Here is an 18,941-nt window from a genome sequence, read left to right on the forward strand (position 1 = left end):
ATGGATTAACTTGGGGAATGAAAATAACCGTTCTATCCCTCGTATCTGCCGGCCTTGGCTTGGTCGGGTTAAGCCTGACGGCTGGTTGTGGTAGTCAGCCGGCTGGTCGTTCGTGGCTGAACCCTTCTGAGACAACGGCGTCGGCCCCGGAAAACCGCCGTCGGGAACCAGAGAGCGAGAACCGCCGTCAGCCTGACCGCCCCGATCTGGCGCAGGCCCAGGAGGCCGCCCTCACCCGCGACCCCCAGACCGGTACCGTACCGCGCGAGCGGCTGCTGGTGGCCCAGGCTCAGATAGCCCAGCTGTTTCAGGCCCAGGCCCGGTCAACGGCCAGCAGTAGTCTGAGTGCGGCCAACTGGACGGAAAAGGGCCCTAGCAATGTTGCGGGCCGCCTCCGGGCCCTGCTGCCTGACCCCTCGGATCTGACCGGTAATATCGTGTGGGCGGGGTCGGTCGGTGGGGGCCTGTGGAAAACGACCAACGCCACCGGCCCAGCGCCAACCTGGTTGAAAATTGATGACTCTTTTGCTAACCTCGCCATCACCACGCTGGCCTGCGATCTGACCAGTGCCAACAATGACGTGATGTACTTTGGCACCGGCGAAGGCTTCTACAATGCGGATGGAATCCGGGGCCTCGGAATCTGGAAATCGACTGACCATGGTAATACCTGGGCCCAGCTGACGGCGACTAACAACCCCAACTTTCATTTTGTGCAACGCCTCGCAGTAGGGCCCAATGGGTACGTATACGCCGCTACTCAGGCGGGCCTGTGGCGCAGCATCAATCAAGGCACTTCGTGGAGTCTGGTTCTGGGAGCTGGTAATGGCTCAGTTGTCAATCAGTTCGGCGACATTAAAATCGGAGCCGATGGGAAGCTGTACGCCGCTGCCGGCTTGGTGGCTACCGGTGCCGATGGGATTTACCGTTCTGCCAATAATGGTGGTAGCTGGACTAAACTCACTGGTGGCCTGCCGGCAACAGGCTTCGGGCGGATCGAGATAGGCTGTGCGCCCAGCGACGCTAACCGCCTCTATGCTATCTTCCAAAGCAGCGTCACTTACGGGCTATTGGATATTTATCGGTCCACCGATGGCGGTACCACCTGGCTGGCCTTGCCTAAGCCTGACGATATTGATCCGGATATCAGCAGTACCGACTTTACCCGCGGGCAAGCCTGGTACGACTTGATAGTAACCGTTTCACCCACGGACCCCAACACGGTATTCGTCGGGGGCATCGACCTGTTTAAAACTTCCAACGGCGGCGCGGCCGTTGCTGCCACCGTGTCCTGGCAGCAGCTGACGCACTGGTACGGCGGGTTTGGCTTTCAGAATGTCCACGCCGACCAGCACGCCATTGTGTTTTTGCCGGGCTCGGGCACCCGGGCTTACTTCGGCAACGACGGCGGCTTCGCGACTACGGCCAATGCCACTGCCGTTATCCCGACCATCACTCACCGCAACAGCGGGCTGAACGTCACCCAGTTCTATTCCGTAGCCGTCCACCCTACCAACTACAACTATTTCCTGGCCGGCTCCCAGGACAACGGCACGCAACAGTTTGGAATACTGGCCGGCACGGCAACCCAGGACGTTATCGGCGGCGACGGAGCCTACTGTTTTATCGACGAAGACCAGCCCCAGTTCCAGTTCGGCTCCTACGTTTACAGCAACATCTACCGCTCAACCAATGGCGGGGTCTCTTTTCCGGTGCTTGTTGGAGATAATTCGGGCTCCTTTATCAACCCGATGGCCTACGACAGTAAGGCGAATGTGCTGTACTACGCTTATACCGCCAACAGTCTGCGGCGGACACTGCAGGCTACTGGGCTACCAGTTTCATCTACTATTACGCTGCCCTTTGGTTCCGGCATCGTAACCCACGTGGCCGTGTCGCCGAACGTGGATAACCGGGTGTACGTGGGCACCAATACCGGCCGGGTAATTCGCGTCGACAATGCTGCCAGTATATCACCCGCGGCCACTATTCTTTATGTGGATGCTCTGACCAACGTCTCCATCTCCGGTATCGCCGTGGAAGCCGGCACCGCCGGGCCCGACCCGGACCAGCATCTGCTGATTACGTTCAGCAACTACGGCGCGTCCCTGATCAGCGTACGACAAAGCGTGAACGGGGGCAGCAGCTGGACCGCCGCCGAGGGCAACATTCCGGACATGCCGGTCCGCTGGGTGCTGTTCGATCCTAAAAACGGCAACCGGGCCATGGTTGCTACCGAGCTGGGCGTGTGGACTGCCAACGATCTGACGGCCGCGGCTATTACCTGGCAGCCATCCAATACCAACCTGGCCAATGTACGCGTGAACATGCTGCGCCTCCGCCCGGCCGACCTGACGGTGGTAGCGGCTACGCACGGACGGGGAGTATTCACGTCCAATATCTTCGCCTTGCTGCCGCTGCCGGTGCAGCTTACCAGCTTCACGGGCCGCGCCACTGACCAGGGCGTAGCGTTACGCTGGCAGACGGCCAGTGAACTGAACGCGCGGAGCTTTGAAGTCGAGCGGTCAGCCGATGGGCGCACTTTTCGGAAACTGACGACCGTGAAAGCCGCCGGTACCAGCACCACGGCCCGCAATTACACCCACACGGATGGCACCGCTGGCCGGGGGCGCTACTTTTACCGCCTGCAGCAGGTAGACTACGATGGCACGGCTGCTTACTCGCCGGTCGTGACCGTAGCGGTGCAGGCCGTAGTAGCGCCCTTGTTCAGCAGCGCCTATCCGAACCCCTTCGAGCAGAAACTGACCTTGCAGCTGCCGCAACCGGTTGGAGCGGGCTTTACCGCCCTGCTCACCGATGCCCGGGGGCGGGTAGTTTTCACTACCCCTTTGCGTGGGGCCGGCCGTCAGCTGCCCCTGGTCGTGCCGACCAGCTTAGCCTCCGGGACCTACCTGCTCACGGTGCGCGGCGATGGTAAGCAAACCACTCAGCGCGTGCTGCGCCGCTAAAGAAATCCAGCGGCCCGGTTATTTCATTTCTCACCAAAAAGCCCGCCGGAATCAAATCCAGCGGGCTTTTTGGTGAGAAATGTACGAGGTCTTACAATTCCTTGCGCAGCCGGGCTACCGGAATATTCAGCTGCTCACGGTACTTGGCCACGGTGCGGCGGGCAATATTGTAGCCGCGGGCATTGAGCATTTTCTCCAGCTTGTCGTCGCTCAGCGGGCGCCCCTTGCTTTCGCCCCCGATAATTTCCTTCAGAATGTGTTTCACCTCGCGGGAGCTGGCATCCTCACCCGAATCGGTGGCAATGCCTTCGGAGAAAAAGTACTTCAGCGGATAAATGCCAAATTCCGTCTGCACCGACTTCGAGTTGGCCACCCGGCTCACGGTGCTGATGTCCATGCTGATTTCGGTGGCAATATCCTTCAGAATCATCGGCCGCAGCCTGCCTTCGTCGCCCTCCAGGAAGAACTCGTGCTGGTAGCGCACGATGGCGTCCATGGTGCGCAGCAGGGTCTGCTGGCGCTGCTTGATGGCGTCGATAAACCAGCGGGCCGAGTCGAGCTTCTGCTTCACGAACGTCACGGCCTCCTTCATCTTCTTGTCCTTCTTGGCCGCCTTATCGTAGGCCTGGAACATTTCGGTGTAGGCCGGCGCTACCCGCAGATCCGGGGCATTGCGCGAGTTCAGGGTGAGGCTGAACTGCCCGTTGTCGCTGGTCAGGATAAAGTCGGGGATAATGTACTGCACCTTGCCCAGGCCCACCGGCCCCGTCCCGCCGGGCTTGGGGTTGAGCTTCAGAATCAGGGCAACGGCTTCCTTCAGCTCATCATCTTCCAGGTCGAGCCGCTGCTGAATGCGCTGGTAGTGCTTTTTGGTGAACTCGTCGAACGTATCGTGCAGAATCCGCTCGGCGTGTTCCGTCACTTCGTCCTGGGGGCGGCGCTCCAGTTGCAGGAGCAGGCACTCCTGCAGGTCGCGGGCGCCAATGCCGGCCGGGTCAAAGCTCTGCACCACGTGCAGTACGGCCTCGATTTCGTCGGTGGTGACTTCGATGTTCTGCGAAAAGGCCAGGTCGTTGGCAATGGCCGACAAGTCGCGCCGGATGTAGCCGTCGTTATCAATGGAGCCGATCAGCTGGCTGCCAATGGCTTCCTGCTGCTCATCGAGGTCGGCGAAGCCCAGCTGGTCCATCAGCGCGTCGAGCAGGGAGCCGCCGGTGTCGGCCAGGGGCATTTCCCGGTCGTCTTCGGGTTCGCCGGGGCCATCACCCTGCATTTTGTAGCCGGCTATTTCGTCGTCGTTGAGGTAGTCGCCCAAGTCCAAGTCCTCATTGTCCTTGGCCGTATCGGCGGGCTCTTCCTTGGGGGGGAGCTCAATTTCGGGCTGCTCTTCCGCGCCCTCGTCGAAGTCCTCATCGAGCGTATTGTCGTCGCTGTCGAACTCCGAATCGGGGTCGTCAAAGTCCTCGTCGCCGTCGGCTTCGTCGTCACGTTCCTGGTCTTCGAGCTCGTCGTCGGTATTTTCGTCGCCTTCTTCCAGGGCCGGGTTCACTTCCAGCTCTTCTTTGATGCGCGTTTCCAGCTCTGCCGTGGGGATTTGCAGCAGCTTGATGAATTGAATCTGTTGGGGAGACAGCTTCTGGGAGAGAAGCTGCTTCATGTCAAGTCGTTGCATACTCGTAACTGCGGGTAGCCCCGCTCAGAAAGTGGCGGGGTGCTATTTCAAAGATAGAGCTTTCTGTACTTGAGTTGGGGAGAAAAAGTTGAGGCTAAATCCGGGCCTTGCCGGCTGAATACGGCGAATACGGGCCCAAAGCAAAACAATGGGCGCAGTTTACGCCGAACTGATTTCAGCGCTAGCCAAAACCTCTACCTTTGTTTCTCTGAGTTTTAACCCCCGAAATCCGAGTCCGATGTCTGTCAAAAGATCGAGCGTGCAGGACCTGCTCCGTAGCCAGGAGCTGGAGCGCGAAGTAGTAGTGAAAGGCTGGGTGCGCACCCGCCGTGGCAATAAATACGTGCAGTTCATTGCCGTCAACGACGGTTCCGGCTTCAACTCCATTCAGGTGGTGGCCGACGCCGAACGGTTTCCGGAAGAAAAGCTGAAGGCCGACGGCGTCGAAAACGGCGCGGCCGTAGCCGTGCGCGGTAAGCTGGTCGCCTCCCAGGGCAAAGGCCAGACGGTAGAGATTCAGGCCACCGAAATCGAGGTGCTGGGCAAAGCCGACCCAACGGAGTTTCCCCTCCAGAAGAAGGGCCACTCGCTCGAATTCCTGCGCGAAATTGCCCACCTGCGCCCCCGTACCAACACGTTCGGAGCCGTGCTGCGCATCCGCCACGCCATGGCCTTCGCCATCCACCAGTACTTCAACGACCACGGCTTCTACTACATCCACACCCCCATCGTGACGGGTTCGGACGCCGAGGGCGCGGGCCAGATGTTCCGCGTGACCACGCTTTCGGACCAAAACCCGCCACTGACGGAGGATAAGTCGGGCGTGGACTACAAGCAGGACTTCTTCGGCAAGCAAACCAACCTGACCGTGTCGGGCCAGCTGGAAGCTGAGGTAGCGGCCATGGCTTTGGGCAAGGTGTACACGTTCGGTCCTACGTTCCGGGCCGAGAACTCCAACACGGCCCGCCACCTGGCCGAGTTCTGGATGATTGAGCCCGAAGTGGCCTTCAACGACCTGCAGGACAATATGGACCTGGCCGAGGACTTCCTCAAAAGCCTGGTGAAATACGCCCTGGAACACTGCGCCGACGACCTGAGCTTCCTCACCGAGCAGTACGACAAGGAGCTGCTCACCCGCCTGCAGTTCGTAGTCGACAACGACTTTCAGCGCCTGACCTATACCGAGGCGGTGGAAATCCTGAAAACCGCGAAGCAGAAGTTTGAATTCCCCGTGGACTGGGGCACCGACCTGCAGAGCGAGCATGAGCGCTACCTCGTGGAGAAGCACTTCCGGAAGCCCGTTATCCTGACCGATTACCCCAAGGATATCAAGGCCTTCTACATGAAGCTCAACGACGACGACAAAACTGTGCGGGCCATGGACGTGCTGTTTCCCGGCATCGGCGAAATCATCGGCGGCTCTCAGCGCGAGGAGAACCTGGAAAAGCTGCAGGCCCGCATGGCGGCCATGAACGTGCCGGAGCACGACCTGTGGTGGTATCTGGAGCTGCGTAAATACGGCACCGCGCCCCACGCCGGCTTCGGCCTGGGCTTCGAGCGCCTGCTGCTGTTCGTGACGGGCATGGCCAACATCCGCGACGTAATACCCTTCCCCCGCTTCCCGAAAAGCGCGGATTTCTAGACCACGGATTCGTCCGGATTTCTGGACTACGGATTCGTCCGGATTTTTCGGATTGGTCGGATTTTGTGGACGATTTTTTCAATGCAGCAAGAAGGCGGCTCCATCAGGGGCCGCCTTCTTTGTTTGGGGAGGAGTCGGGCTTAGCAATAGTCGCGCAGCTCCTTGTCGTCCACGGCTACCAGGGTATCGAGCCGGATTTCGAAGCCGTCTTCGAGGCGCAGGTATTCGACTTTGTCTTGGATAAACAGGTCGGTGATGATGCCGCGGGTGGTGCTGGGGGGCGTGTCGGGCTCGGTGCGGTAGGTGAGGGTGCATTCCTGGCGCGTGGTGGCGCGGGCTTCCAGCTCGTCGTAGAACGTGCAGCTGATGGGGTGGTACTCGGGCTTGGGCGTGGTCATGGCGCGGGATGGGAATGGTACATCTTCGTCATACTACGTAGCGCCCGGCCCGTCCGGTCAGCTTTCAGACCGGCTTTTCCCCGGCCGTCAGCAGCCGGCGCAGCGGAGCAAACAGCGGGTGGCGGTCCAGAATAAGGGCGACGGCGACGGCTACTACCGGGGCGGCCAGCAGCAGCATCCGGCTCATCTCGCCCGAGAGCAGCATGTGGGCCAGCACGGCAGCCAGGACCAATAGCGCCGGTCCGGGCCGGAGCTGGGGCAGCCACTGCCGGATGGCCGTCCGTCCGCCCCAGAAACCAGCCAAGATCAGCAGGTTGAACAGCCCGAATACGCTGCTGCAGATGAAGAGGCCGCGGGGTGAAAGCAGCCAGTGCAGGTTGCTGATAATGTTGCGGCCGTGCTCCAGGGCATTGGCCACGCTCCCGACGGCCGCGGGCGGGACCTGGGCATCGACCACCGCGTGGAGCGCTACCACCAAACCCGCCGCCCCGGCCAGGGCCAGCAGCCGCTGCCACCACGGCACGAAGCGCCCATACAGCGCCAGCGGCAGAAACAGCCCGAACGACTCCTTCAGTACCGGCCCCACCACCAGCACGGCCAGCAGCAGCCACCCCAAACGGATACGCAAAGCATAATACAGCAGCACCACGGCCAATACCACGACACTATCGACGAGCACCAGACCGGTGACGTAGCTGGCGGCCCCGCTGGTCATGACGGCAGCCATACCGACAAGGGCCGGCCCCGCCGCCGCGCCGTGGGCCCGGGCCGTCCGGAACAGAAACAGGCCGGCCAGCGCCAGTACCAGCCCGTTGACCAGAAAGAAGCTGAGCCCAAAGGGACGGTTGCCGGTAGGGGAAATGAGGGCCGTAACCACCGCGAGGCCCCGGGCCAGACTGCCCGCTACCACCGGCACCACCACGCGGTAGCGGTGGGTGACGGGCACCGCGAAGTTGCCTTCCGCCATCTGCAAATAGCTCCGCTCATCCACGGTGTAAGCCGCATGATTGACCAGCACGAAATAGGCATTGCTCCACAGCAGGGCCAGGGCCAGCAGATACACGAGCAACAAGGACTGACGACGCACGGACCAGGACATACGGAAAGCAGGCACTACGCTACTGCGGCGTAATGTTACGCGGGACGCGGCATATATCCAGCCGGGCCCCAATGGCCGCTGGTCCCGCGGCCTACCCTGCGTATTGCCGGGTTGAATCGGCTTATCGTCCTGCCGACGCCTAAAACCGGAAATAGATGAACGGGTTGAAGGAGCTGCCCACGATGTAGCTGATGCTGAGAATTAGTAATACCGCGGTGAGCAGGGTGAGTGGAATGGCCCGGCGCAGCGCGAACTGCTGGGTGAAGAGCAGCTTCAGCCCGGCGCGCTCCACGTGCGGAATGGCGGCCCCAAACACGATTCCGGTAGCCAGCACCAGCGTGAACCGGAACTCCTGATTGAAGTACGGCAGCTCCGCCCACGATCCTGCGAACATCTGTTTGATATAAGCCAGCCCGGCGCCCAGCGAAGCAGCCCGGAACAGCACCCAGCCCACGACGGTAACCAGGAACGTGGGCACGATGCTGAAGGCCCCCAGTCGCTTGGTCAGCCGGAGCAGAAACAGCCGGTCCAGCACCAGAAACAGGCCGTGGAAGGCTCCCCAGGCAATGAAGTTCCAGGCCGCGCCGTGCCAGAAGCCCGACAGAATAAACACCGTCCACAGGTTGGCGTAGAGGCGGCCCGGGCTGACGCGGTTGCCGCCCAGGGGAATGTAGAGGTAGTCGCGCATCCAGCGGCCCAGCGTGATGTGCCAGCGCTGCCAGAACTCGGTGATGCTGCGCGAGATATACGGGTTGTTGAAGTTCTCCGGAAACTGAAACCCGATCATGCGGCCAATGCCGATGGCCATGTCGGAGTAGCCGGAGAAGTCGAAGTAGATCTGGAAGGTGTAGGCCAGGGCCCCCAGCCAGGCCAGCGGGGCCGACAGCTCGGCCGGGGCCAGGCCGAAAATACGGTCGGCTTCCTGGCCCAGCACGTTGGCAATCAACGTCTTCTTCGCCAGCCCCACCACAAACCGGAACAGGCCCGCCAGCTTGTGGTCGATGGTTTCAAAAGCCTTGCGGTCGGTGAGCTGGTCGGCGATTTCGTGGAAGCGCACGATGGGGCCGGCAATCATCTTCGGAAACAGCATGATGTAGAGCAGGAAGTCCCGGAAGCTGCGCAGCGGCTTGTTCACGCCCCGGTACACGTCGATGGAATAGGTGAGCTTCTCAAAGGTGAAAAACGAGATGCCGATGGGCAGCACCACCTTTTCCCAGGTCAGGGCCCCACCGCCCAACGATGTTTTTACGGCACTGAAGTTCTCCAGAAAGAAGTTGGCGTACTTGAAGTAGAACAGCATGCCCACGTTCAGGATGATGCTCAGAATAAGATAGATGCGCTTCTGCCAGCCCACGGACGGGTGCATCCGGCGAATGAGGAAGAAGTTCAGTACCACCGAGGCCAGAAACAGCGCCAGAAAGTTGAGCCCTCCCCAGGCGTAGAACAGCAGGCTGGCCGTGAGGGCCACGGAGTTCTTCAGCTTAGTGGGAGCCAGATAGTAGAGCAGCAGAAAAGCCGGGAAGAAATAAAATAGAAAGAGCGTACTGCTGAAAACCATGCTACGGCTGATGCAAGAAGAATAAGAACGGGGCAAAGTACTGACTTGCGACCCATATCCTCTCTTTTTCGCCGGGGCTTAAACGCCAAAAAGCCTCTCCGGCAGGAGAGGCTTTCTGATCGGGAATAGCCAACAAAGCAGGATTAGTCCTTCCCGTGACCTTTGGACTTGCCCTGTCCTTTGCCCTGTCCTTTGCCATGGCCTTCACGGCGGTCATCGTTGTCGTAGTCCCGCCGGTCTTCGTAGCTGCGGCCATAGTACTTCTTGGCCTGGCCGGGGGGCAGTCCTTTGCCGTTTTCCAGCCGCTTCACCTGACCCCGCGGCAAACCGGCCGGATACCGGGTGCGGTGCCGGCTGATCAGAGTCCAGGGCTGGGCGCCTACGTAGTCGATGGCCACCGGATGCAGCGATGCCGTGGAGTAGCCGTTCAGGGCGGTGACGCGCTGCCATTTGCCGTCGCGCTGCACCAGGTAGCGCCGGTCGCGCAGGTCGTAATAGCCGCCGTATTCGGGCACGTAGTAGTACTGCGTATTCGGCCCCACGGCCGGCCCCCAGGACGGAGGATTGACGTTGACCGTAACCTGCGCCTGAGCGCTACTCCCCAGCAGCAGGAAGAATGCCGCCGCGAGAAAAATTCTGGTGATTGGTTTCATGCGTAATGCGCTTTATCGGTGGGAAGATGAGCGGGCCCTGACAATAACGAAGCCAAGTAAGGACACCGTCACCATTCTTACCCGCCGAGCTGCGTCTTACGGATTGCCCGCCCGAACGGTCATGTACCCCAAGCGCCGCGCAGGAAGAGCAGCCACTACCGAGCCGCGGCCGCTGCCGGGGCTGGCGGAGCAAAAGCTTGGAGGGCGGCTTCACTGAAGCCCGAGTCGAAGCTCAGCAGGTTGTGCTCGTTGAATAACACCAGCACTACGTCGTGCGTCAGCAGCTGGGCTTTGCGGTCGAGCCGGGCCACGTCGGTTTCGCCCGCGAGCTGGCCATTGTGCCTGCGCCACTGCACCTGCTGATTGTAGTACCAGAAGTGGGAGTCGTCGGCAAACAGGTGGTCCAGATAGGGGTAGTGCTCAATCAGATTCCACACGAAACTGTCGCCTACCACCAGCAGCCGGGGCCGGCGCTGCCCGGGCTTAGGGGCCTCGAACACGATAGTCGGGTAAGCCATCGGGAAGGCCGCCGGATCCCAGACCAGATTCATGGCCCGGACCATGTCGTTGTCGGTGTAGCGGGTGGTCGTGGTTACTTCGAGTCCGGTCGGCCGGAAATCGGGCAGGTCGAAGTGGCCGCGCTCTTCCAGGTAAGGAAACAGCACTTTGGCCGCTTCCGTGACCCCGTAAAGGCTCCAGTGAATGCCGCCCCGCGGAAATAGCGGATACGCGGCCGTGTCTTTCCACTGCCGGAACCGGGCCCCGAAATCGACCAGGTTGATACCCGCCGCCCGCATTTCGGGGCCGTAGAGCCGGGCATTCGACGGTTGCGCCCAACCCTGGCGGTACTCAGCGGGCAGCAGCTCCGGATAGAAGGCCGCCTTGCTGGGCGCAATGACGAACACGAGCAGCTTGCCCCGCCGGGCCAGGGTATCCTGCAGGATTTTGAACCGGGCAATATGCTGCTGCCGCTCGGCCTCGCTCACCACGTTCTGGCCCAGCGCCGACCGGATGGGCGCTTCCTCGAACAGCACCCCATTCCGGCCCACCAGCACTTCGTTCACTTTCACCTGGCCGAACAGCGAGTAGGCCAGCTGGTTGCGTGGCCGGATGAACCGGTCGTGGAAGCCAATATGCTCGGTCAGGTAGCGCTCCAGCGCCGGCTGGTAGGTGTTGGTTCGCAGGCTGTCCCAGGAGAGTGTGGGGCGCGGGGCCGGGGCCTGGTAGCCGACCAGCGGCGCGGTGCGGAATATTTTCATGTTCAGCCAGCCCTGCAGCGGCGGCAGGAGCAGGCACAGCAACAGGCCGGCAAAAAGCCCCTGCTTACCCGAAAAGCCCAGCCGCCTAGCCACGGACGGGAACCGAAAAGAAAGCGGACGAACGATTGAAAACCATAGCCGGAAAGAAAAGCAGCAGCACGTTTGTTGCGCAAGAACGAACGCCGGGCACAAAACACGCGAATTTCCTGTTACTGACCTTCTGCCTTGTCACCTGACCGGCGTCCGACTACTTCGGGCCCAATCTCGCTCAAATGGATTGGTAAATAATGGATTCAGGTGGCGAAAGGAACGCCGGATGCGTACCTTTGCGGACTTATTCGACCTGCTTGAATGGCTAAGAAAACCAAGGCTGCCTCCGCCGCCGCTACGCCTGAAATTACTGCTGCCGCTGTTGCCGTCAACGGGAACGGCCATACTACCGCCGCCGTGTCGGCGGTACCCCGCGCTGAGCTGGTAACGGAAGCCATTCTGGAAGCCCACGCCGCTGCCCAGCCCACCGCCGGGGCCGACGTGGAAGCCCCCTTCATTGAAGTGTACGGGGCCCGGGAGCACAACCTGAAAAACGTGACGGTCAAAATTCCGCGGGGCAAGCTCGTGGTGTTCACTGGTATTTCGGGCTCGGGCAAGTCGTCGTTGGCGTTTGATACGATCTATGCCGAGGGCCAGCGCCGCTACATGGAGACTTTTTCGGCCTACGCGCGCTCCTTCATGGGCGGCCTGGAGCGGCCCGACGTCGACAAGATTGAGGGGTTGTCGCCGGTTATCAGCATCGAGCAGAAGACGACTTCGCGCAACCCGCGCTCCACGGTGGGCACCATCACCGAGATTTATGACTTCCTGCGCCTGCTCTACGCCCGCACCGCCGAGGCCTTCAGCTACGCTACGGGGGCCAAGATGATCCGGCAGAGCGACGAGCAGATCATCAACTACATCCTCCGGCACTTCGCCGACCACAAGGTGGTGGTGCTGGCCCCGGTGGTGAAAGGCCGCAAGGGTCATTACCGGGAGCTGTTCCAGCAGATTGCCAAGCTGGGCTTCACCAAGGTGCGCGTCGATGGCGAGCTGCTCGACATCACGGCCAAGATGCAGGTGGACCGCTACAAGATCCACGACATCGAAATCGTGATTGACCGGCTCAAGGCCACCAAGGAAGACCGGTTCCGCCTGTCGGGCTCGGTGCAGAATGCCCTGACCCACGGCAAGGGCACGATGCTGGTGCTGGATTCCGACTCGAAGAAGACCCAGTTCTTCTCCCGCTTCCTGATGGACCCGACCACCGGCATTGCCTACGACGACCCGGCACCGAACACGTTCAGCTTCAATTCGCCCTATGGTGCCTGCCCCGTGTGCAACGGCCTGGGCGAGGTGCAGGAAATCACCGAGGACTCGGTGCTGCCCGATCGTAAGCTCAGCATCAGCCGCGGCGGCATCGCGCCCCTGGGCGAGTACCGCGACATCTGGATTTTCCAGCAGCTGGGCATCATCCTCAAAAAGCAGAAGTTTAGCCTGAGCACCGCCCTGGACAAGCTGCCCGCCGACCTGATTGAGCGGCTGCTCTACGGCGTGCCCGAAGACGAGGATGCCGACCCGAAAAAGAGCAACTACACCGAGCCGTTCGAGGGCATCATTCCCTTTCTGCGCCGCCAGCTGGAGTCCGACTCGGAGAACATCCGCGCCTGGATTCAGGAGTATACCCAGGCCCGCAAGTGCCCCGAGTGCCAGGGCTTCCGCCTGAAAAAGGAGTCGCTGCACTTCAAGATTGCCGACAAGAACATCGGCGAGCTTTCCCTGATGGACATCAAGGAGCTGAGCGCCTGGTTTGAGGACCTGGAAAGCCGGCTCACCGAGCGCCAGAACGTCATCGGGCGGGAGCTGCTCAAGGAAATCCGTAAGCGCATCGGCTTTCTGCTCGAAGTAGGCCTCGAATACCTGGACCTGCACCGCTCAGTGCGGACGCTTTCGGGCGGGGAAAGCCAGCGGATCCGGCTGGCCACCCAGATTGGTACTCAGCTCGTGGGCGTGCTCTACATCATGGACGAGCCCAGCATCGGCCTGCACCAGCGCGACAACGAGCGGCTCATCAAGGCCCTGCAGCACCTGCGCGACATCGGCAACTCGGTGATTGTGGTGGAGCACGACAAGGACATGATCATGAATGCCGACTACGTGCTGGATATTGGTCCCGGCGCGGGCATTCACGGCGGCCACATCGTGGCTCAGGGCTCCCCCAAAGATATTTTCAACTCGGGCAGCCTGACGTCGCAGTATTTGAGCGGGCAGAAGCACATTGAGCTGCGCCGCCAGAAGCGCAAGGGCGACGGCGGCCAGCTGGTGCTGAAAGGCGCCACCGGCCACAACCTCAAGAACGTAACCGTGAAGATTCCGCTGGGCAAGCTGGTGGCCGTCACGGGCGTGTCGGGCTCGGGCAAGTCGAGTTTGATTCACGACACGCTGTACCCGATTCTGAACCAGTTCTTCTTCAACGCCAAGCGCGACCCGCTGCCTTACCAGGCCATCGAAGGGCTGGAGCTGATTGATAAGGTGATTGAGGTGGATCAGTCGCCGATTGGGCGCACGCCGCGCTCCAACCCGGCCACCTACACCGGCGTGTTCACCGAAATCCGCAGCCTGTTCGCGTCGTTGCCAGAGGCCAAGATCCGGGGCTACGGGCCGGGGCGCTTCTCCTTCAACGTGAAGGGGGGGCGCTGCGAAACCTGCGAGGGCGCCGGGATGCGCACCATCGAAATGAACTTCCTGCCCGACGTGCACGTGCCCTGCGAAACCTGCAAGGGCCGCCGCTACAACCGCGAAACGCTGGAAGTGCGCTTCAAGGGCAAGAGCATCACCGACGTGCTCGACCTGACGGTGGAAAAGGCCGTGGAGTACTTCGAAAACCAGCCCCGTATCATCCGCAAGATTCAGGTGCTGAATGAAGTGGGCTTAGGCTACCTCACCCTGGGGCAGCAGGCCACCACGCTCAGCGGCGGCGAAGCGCAGCGCGTGAAGCTGGCCACGGAGCTGGGTAAGAAAGACACCGGCAAAACCTTCTACATCCTCGACGAGCCCACCACCGGCCTGCATTTCGAGGACATCAACCACCTTTCGGCCGTCCTGCAGAAGCTGGTCGATAAAGGCAACACCGTGCTCATCATCGAGCACAACCTCGACCTGATCAAGGTGGCCGACTACGTTATCGACCTCGGCCCCGAAGGCGGCGGGGGCGGCGGTTTCATCGTGGCCCAGGGCACGCCCGAGCAGGTGGCTAAGGTGCAGAAGGGTCACACGGCCCGCTTCCTGGCTGAGGAGCTGAAGATCAGCAAGTACGCCGACGGAAAGGCGGATTAAGCACCAGTCAGCAAAACTCAAAAAGGCTCCCGCAACAGTGCGGGAGCCTTTTTGAGTTTTGCCTGGCCTGCAGCCCCGCCCGGTATTCCGGTGCCGGCTGCTTGTAGTGTAGTGCTGCGGCGGGTAGAAACTGGACCTCAGCGGGTCATGGTGGTGTCGCCCATAACCGAGTCGGCGTCGGCGGTTACCGTGGGGCCAGCCTCGTTATCGATAACGGTGGCATCGGCCTGCACGCCACCCTCGTCGGCAGCGGTTTCCATGTCACTCACCGCTTCGCCGGCGGTGCCATCGGTACGCTTATCGGCATCGCCACAGCTGTTCAGCGCGAGGGTAGCTGCTACCAGCAGCAGCGAAAAAAAGGGCTTTTTCATGGGGTTAATTGGTTTTGGTTGGTGGAGCAGGTTGGGTTTACTTGGTTTCTGCGAGTTGATCCTGCACCTTTTTGGCCAGGTCGAGGTGTTCTTTCAGCGTGGGCAGGTATTTGGCCGCCAGACCGCGGATGTCGCCGTCGTAGGCATCCTCGCTCATATCGTCGAAGGCATCTACATCGTTGGCATGGTCGTCGACCATTAGGTCCAGGTATTTTTTATCGAACTCAAGGCCCGTCAAAGCAGCTAACTCCTGGTAGGCTTTCTGCTGCTCTTCCCCAAGGCCCGCGGGCAGGGACAGTCCTTTCTGCTCGGCCAGCGCCCTCAAGGCCTGATTAACTTCCGCGTGCTGCGTCATCATATGCTGCCCAAAGCTTCGGACGGCGGGCGTGGCAGCCTTTTGCCGGGCCAGCTTCCCCAGCTCCACTTCCAGCTGGCCGTCACTGGCCGCGTCAACCATAAACTCAGCGTCGCGCTCCTGCTTTTTGGTGATATCTTCGTCGCCGATGCGCTTCTCGTTCTGAAACCGCGCTTCGGCTACCGGGTCCTTTTTGCTGGCATCGGAAGAGCAGGCTATAGTGGCCAATAAGCTGAACGGTAGAAGAAAACGGGCAGGGGTCATGGTTTTTCAGTTGAGCTAAGCGACTATAAAGAGTCGGTGCCTGCCTATACGGGGGCCTGCGGGCGTGGTTTGGAAAGCGAATAGTTCCGGGGTTGAAATATTCTTTCGGTGGTGCTTAAACCGCCACGACCTAAGGCCCTCCAAGAGCCGAATCTGACCAATAACTGCCCCCCCACTTTCTTTTCTTCCTCACCATGAAAACCTCAATGTTCCGTTCCCTGGGTTTGGCGGCGCTGGCCAGCAGCGCGCTGCTTTTCACCACCAGCTGCAACAAAGACAAAGCTGATCCGACCGACAACATCGAATCGGCGGAGGACAACGGCAACGCCGAAGAGGAAAATGCGGCCATCGGCGACATCATCAACGTATCGGCTCCTGCCGATGCCACTGCCGCCAATGGCTCCGTCGCCGCCGAGCCTGCCGACCTGGAAAAAGTGCTGAGCCGTTGCGCCACCCGCACCTACGACGCGGCTACCCGTACCCTCACTATCGACTTCGGTCCTACCAACTGCGTGGGCCCTAACGGGAAAGCCCGGCGGGGTAAAATCGTGGTCGTATTCGAGGCCGGCGCCTACCGCCAGGCCGGCGCCGTCACTACCGTGACGCTGGTCGATTACTACGTGAACGACAACCAGCACACCGGTACCCGGATCTTCACCAACACCGGCAGCGGCTCGTTTACGCTCGCCGTCCGCAACGCCAGTATCGTCACTCTCAACGGTACCCATAGCTGGACGTCGCAGCGCCAGTATGCCCGCACAAACGGCTTCGGTACCCGCACCATTCTCGACGACACCTACCAGGTGATGGGCCAGGCCAACGGCACCAACCGCAAAGGTGTGACCTACACGGCGGCCATTCAGCAGCCCCTGGTCAAAAGCTTCGCGGTGGGTTGCGCCCGGCACTTCATCTCCGGCACGGTCAGCATCACCAATTCCAGGGAGAAAAGCCTGCTGCTGAACTACGACCCCACCGGTACGGCCGCCTGTGACAATATTGCCACCATCACCGTGAATGGCCGCACTAAGACCATCCGGCTGAAATAATGCGCTGGTTTTTTAATGTGCTGATGTGATTAATGTGCTGATGTGATTAATGTGCTGATGTGATTAATGTGCTGATGTGATTAATGTGCTGATGTGATTAATGTGATTAATGTGATTAATGTGATTAATGTGATTAATGTGATTAATGTGATTAATGTGCTGATGTGCTGATGTGCTGAGGTGTTGAGGTGCTGACGATGGCAGTACGCCCGCCCCGGGTACCTACGTGCTGGCTGAGGTGCTGAGGTGCTGACGAACGGTGCATAACGCAAAAGTGGCCGGCTCCGGAATGGAGTCGGCCACTTTCGTTTTTTGTCAAATGCCGACCAGGGCGTGCCGCCTGGCATCGCTTCCTTACTCGCCCCGGAATACCGGCTTGCGCTTCTCCGAAAAGGCCGTTACACCCTCCTGGTAGTCCGCCGATTCGCCGGCAATCTGCTGGCAGTCGGCTTCGTAGTCCAGCACTTCGTCGAGGGAGGCCGCCCCGGCTTTGTTCAGCAGCTGCTTGATGAGGCCGATGGACTTGGTAGGAGCGGAGGCATAGCGGGCGGCCAGCGCGGCCACGGCGGCATCCAGCTCTTCGGGCGCCACTACCTGGTTCACCATTCCCAGCCGCAGGGCTTCCGCCGCCGTCACCTTCGAGCCCAGCGTGCAAAGCTCGAAAGCCTTGAGCGAGCCCACCAGCCGGGGCAGGAAGTAGGAGGAGCCCGAGTCCGGCACCAGCCCGATGTTGATGAACACCTCAATCAGCGAAGCCTCCGTGGAAGCTATCAGCGCGTCGCAGGCCAGGGCCAGGGAGCAGCCCGCGCCGGCCGCCACGCCGTTGATACGGCCGATGATGGGCTTGGGCAGCTGGCGCATAGCCCGGATGATGGGGTTATAGCGCTGGTGGAGCGAATCGTAAAATGTGCTTTTCTCGTCGCCCTGGGCGGCTTTCAGATCCTGACCCGAGCAGAAGGCCCGGCCCGCGCCGGTCAGCACCACGGCCCGTACGGCAGCATCGGCGGCCACCTGCTTCAGCGCGTCCTGCAGCTCGTAGCTCAGGGCATTGTTGAAGGCATTGAACACGTCCGGACGGTTGAGCGTGATGGTGGCCACGCCGTCGCGTACGGCATAAAGCAAGCTGGTATACATGGGGAGAGGTAAAATTGGGAAAGGGAAAGTGGTGGAGGCCTGTCATGGCGAGCAAAGCGAAGCAATCCGTCCTCTCAAATGTACCCAACTCCTTTTCACCGGAAAGCCCTGGCGTATGCTGATGGCAGGGGGTAGGTTAACAGGTTTTTTTACATTTGCGAGGACGAACTGCCACCGCCTGATGCGCGGAATGTCCTTCGTCCTCGCAATGACTCCGTCACCGTAGGCTGCGCAGCAGCGCTTCGGCCACAATCAGATCTTCCGGCGTGGTGATTTTCAGGTTGCGGTAGTCGCCTTCCACAATATGAATGGGGCACAGGTCTTCCACTACGCTGGCGTCGTCGGTGAAGGCAGGCAGCTCGGGCAGCTGGTAGGCGCGGCGCAGCAAATCCAGATCGAAGCACTGGGGCGTCTGGACCAGCCGCAGGCGGGCGCGGTTCAGGGCATAGGAGCCGCGCTGGGCCAGGTTGCGCACCGAGTCCTTGGGCGTCACGGCCACCACCACGGCCTTGTACGTTTCGGCCGCCGTGAAGGCCCGCTCAATGATTTCGGCCGAAGCCAGCGGCCGGACGCCATCGTGCACGGCTACCAGGGCATGCGGCTGCCGGGGCAGCGCCGCCAGGCCCTTGCGCACCGAGGCCCAGCGCGTTTCGCCACCCGCTACCACCGCGTGCGGAATCCGGATCTGGTGCTGCGCGCAGAGCTGCTGCCAGACCGCAAACTGATCAGCCGGCAACACCACTACCAGCTGCTCCACCCGCAGGGCCACCTCGGCGAAGCGCCGCAAGGTGTGCAGCAACACCGGTTCGCCCAGCAGCTCCAGAAACTGCTTGGGGCGGTCGGCACCCATCCGCGTGCCGCTGCCGCCGGCTACCAGGATAGCATACCTTGGGGTCTCGGGCTCTTGGATTCTTGGGGGCTTAGGGTCTTGGGGTCCTGGGGACTGGGCGTCATTCATGGCAGGAAGATGCGGGGGCGGCAATGGTTCGGCAAAATACACCCGCCGAAACGCAAAACGCCGAATACCCGGCGGGCATTCGGCGTTTTGTGAATTCAGTAGGACTTGCGCAAAATGCTTTTACGCAGTGTTTAGAAGCTGTTTGAGTTAGTTTTGTTGGATGCAAGCAGCCTCCATTTCAGCCGTTCGGAAACGGT

14 protein-coding genes are annotated in these 18,941 nt (G+C 60.8%); 4 read left to right on the forward strand and 10 right to left on the reverse strand.

From position 1 onward, the window contains the following. Window positions 1-17 precede the first annotated feature (17 nt). Window positions 18-2,969, forward strand: a complete 2,952-nt coding sequence (locus tag ABD833_RS16845; protein ID WP_345074572.1) for a T9SS type A sorting domain-containing protein — start codon at window positions 18-20, stop codon at window positions 2,967-2,969. A gap of 91 nt (window positions 2,970-3,060) precedes the next feature. Here the strand turns inward: ABD833_RS16845 and rpoN are convergent, their stop codons facing one another. After that, the gene (gene rpoN, locus ABD833_RS16850) at window positions 3,061-4,641 is read right to left on the reverse strand and encodes an RNA polymerase factor sigma-54 (RefSeq protein WP_345074573.1); all 1,581 of its coding nucleotides are present in this window, start codon (window positions 4,639-4,641) and stop codon (window positions 3,061-3,063) included. A 238-nt stretch (window positions 4,642-4,879) separates the two neighbouring features. Here rpoN and asnS point away from each other — a divergent pair, with 238 nt between their 5' ends. Next, complete coding sequence (gene asnS, locus ABD833_RS16855) at window positions 4,880-6,283, forward strand: asparagine--tRNA ligase (protein ID WP_345074574.1); 1,404 nt, start codon at window positions 4,880-4,882, stop codon at window positions 6,281-6,283. 140 nt (window positions 6,284-6,423) lie between these two features. Here the strand turns inward: asnS and ABD833_RS16860 are convergent, their stop codons facing one another. The 5 genes from ABD833_RS16860 to ABD833_RS16880 form a co-directional block, all read right to left on the reverse strand. Then, entirely contained in the window at window positions 6,424-6,681 is a 258-nt protein-coding gene (locus tag ABD833_RS16860) for a hypothetical protein (protein WP_345074575.1), read from the reverse strand. 64 nt (window positions 6,682-6,745) lie between these two features. After that, complete coding sequence (locus tag ABD833_RS16865; RefSeq protein ID WP_345074576.1) at window positions 6,746-7,780, reverse strand: hypothetical protein; 1,035 nt, start codon at window positions 7,778-7,780, stop codon at window positions 6,746-6,748. Between the two features lie 139 nt (window positions 7,781-7,919). Next, complete coding sequence (locus ABD833_RS16870) at window positions 7,920-9,338, reverse strand: MBOAT family O-acyltransferase (protein ID WP_345074578.1); 1,419 nt, start codon at window positions 9,336-9,338, stop codon at window positions 7,920-7,922. 143 nt (window positions 9,339-9,481) lie between these two features. Next, window positions 9,482-9,991 carry a hypothetical protein gene (locus tag ABD833_RS16875; RefSeq protein WP_345074579.1) on the reverse strand — a complete coding sequence of 170 codons (510 nt, stop codon included), beginning with the start codon at window positions 9,989-9,991 and terminating at the stop codon, window positions 9,482-9,484. 155 nt (window positions 9,992-10,146) lie between these two features. Continuing rightward, on the reverse strand, window positions 10,147-11,343 hold the full coding sequence (locus tag ABD833_RS16880; protein ID WP_345074580.1) for an alginate O-acetyltransferase AlgX-related protein: 1,197 nt from the start codon (window positions 11,341-11,343) through the stop codon (window positions 10,147-10,149). 258 nt (window positions 11,344-11,601) lie between these two features. On the opposite strand from ABD833_RS16880, the gene uvrA reads away from it, so the two are divergent. Continuing rightward, window positions 11,602-14,616 carry an excinuclease ABC subunit UvrA gene (uvrA, locus tag ABD833_RS16885; RefSeq protein WP_345074581.1) on the forward strand — a complete coding sequence of 1,005 codons (3,015 nt, stop codon included), beginning with the start codon at window positions 11,602-11,604 and terminating at the stop codon, window positions 14,614-14,616. Window positions 14,617-14,753: 137 nt separating this feature from the next. Here uvrA and ABD833_RS16890 read toward each other — a convergent pair whose 3' ends face one another. Beyond that, window positions 14,754-14,987 carry a hypothetical protein gene (locus ABD833_RS16890; RefSeq protein WP_345074583.1) on the reverse strand — a complete coding sequence of 78 codons (234 nt, stop codon included), beginning with the start codon at window positions 14,985-14,987 and terminating at the stop codon, window positions 14,754-14,756. 37 nt (window positions 14,988-15,024) lie between these two features. Beyond that, the gene (locus tag ABD833_RS16895; protein WP_345074584.1) at window positions 15,025-15,606 is read right to left on the reverse strand and encodes a DUF4142 domain-containing protein; all 582 of its coding nucleotides are present in this window, start codon (window positions 15,604-15,606) and stop codon (window positions 15,025-15,027) included. 194 nt (window positions 15,607-15,800) lie between these two features. On the opposite strand from ABD833_RS16895, the gene ABD833_RS16900 reads away from it, so the two are divergent. Further along, window positions 15,801-16,652: a hypothetical protein gene (locus tag ABD833_RS16900; RefSeq protein ID WP_345074585.1), complete on the forward strand. Its 852-nt coding sequence runs from the start codon at window positions 15,801-15,803 to the stop codon at window positions 16,650-16,652. A 354-nt stretch (window positions 16,653-17,006) separates the two neighbouring features. Here ABD833_RS16900 and ABD833_RS16905 read toward each other — a convergent pair whose 3' ends face one another. Together ABD833_RS16905 and ABD833_RS16910 are read right to left on the reverse strand one after the other, a co-directional pair. Continuing rightward, window positions 17,007-17,786, reverse strand: a complete 780-nt coding sequence (locus ABD833_RS16905; protein ID WP_345074587.1) for an enoyl-CoA hydratase-related protein — start codon at window positions 17,784-17,786, stop codon at window positions 17,007-17,009. Window positions 17,787-18,003: 217 nt separating this feature from the next. Continuing rightward, window positions 18,004-18,744, reverse strand: a complete 741-nt coding sequence (locus ABD833_RS16910) for a 2-C-methyl-D-erythritol 4-phosphate cytidylyltransferase (protein ID WP_425553699.1) — start codon at window positions 18,742-18,744, stop codon at window positions 18,004-18,006. Window positions 18,745-18,941 lie beyond the last annotated feature (197 nt).

Origin of the sequence: Hymenobacter fastidiosus, from assembly GCF_039539565.1 — a bacterium.
Lineage (GTDB): Bacteria > Bacteroidota > Bacteroidia > Cytophagales > Hymenobacteraceae > Hymenobacter > Hymenobacter fastidiosus.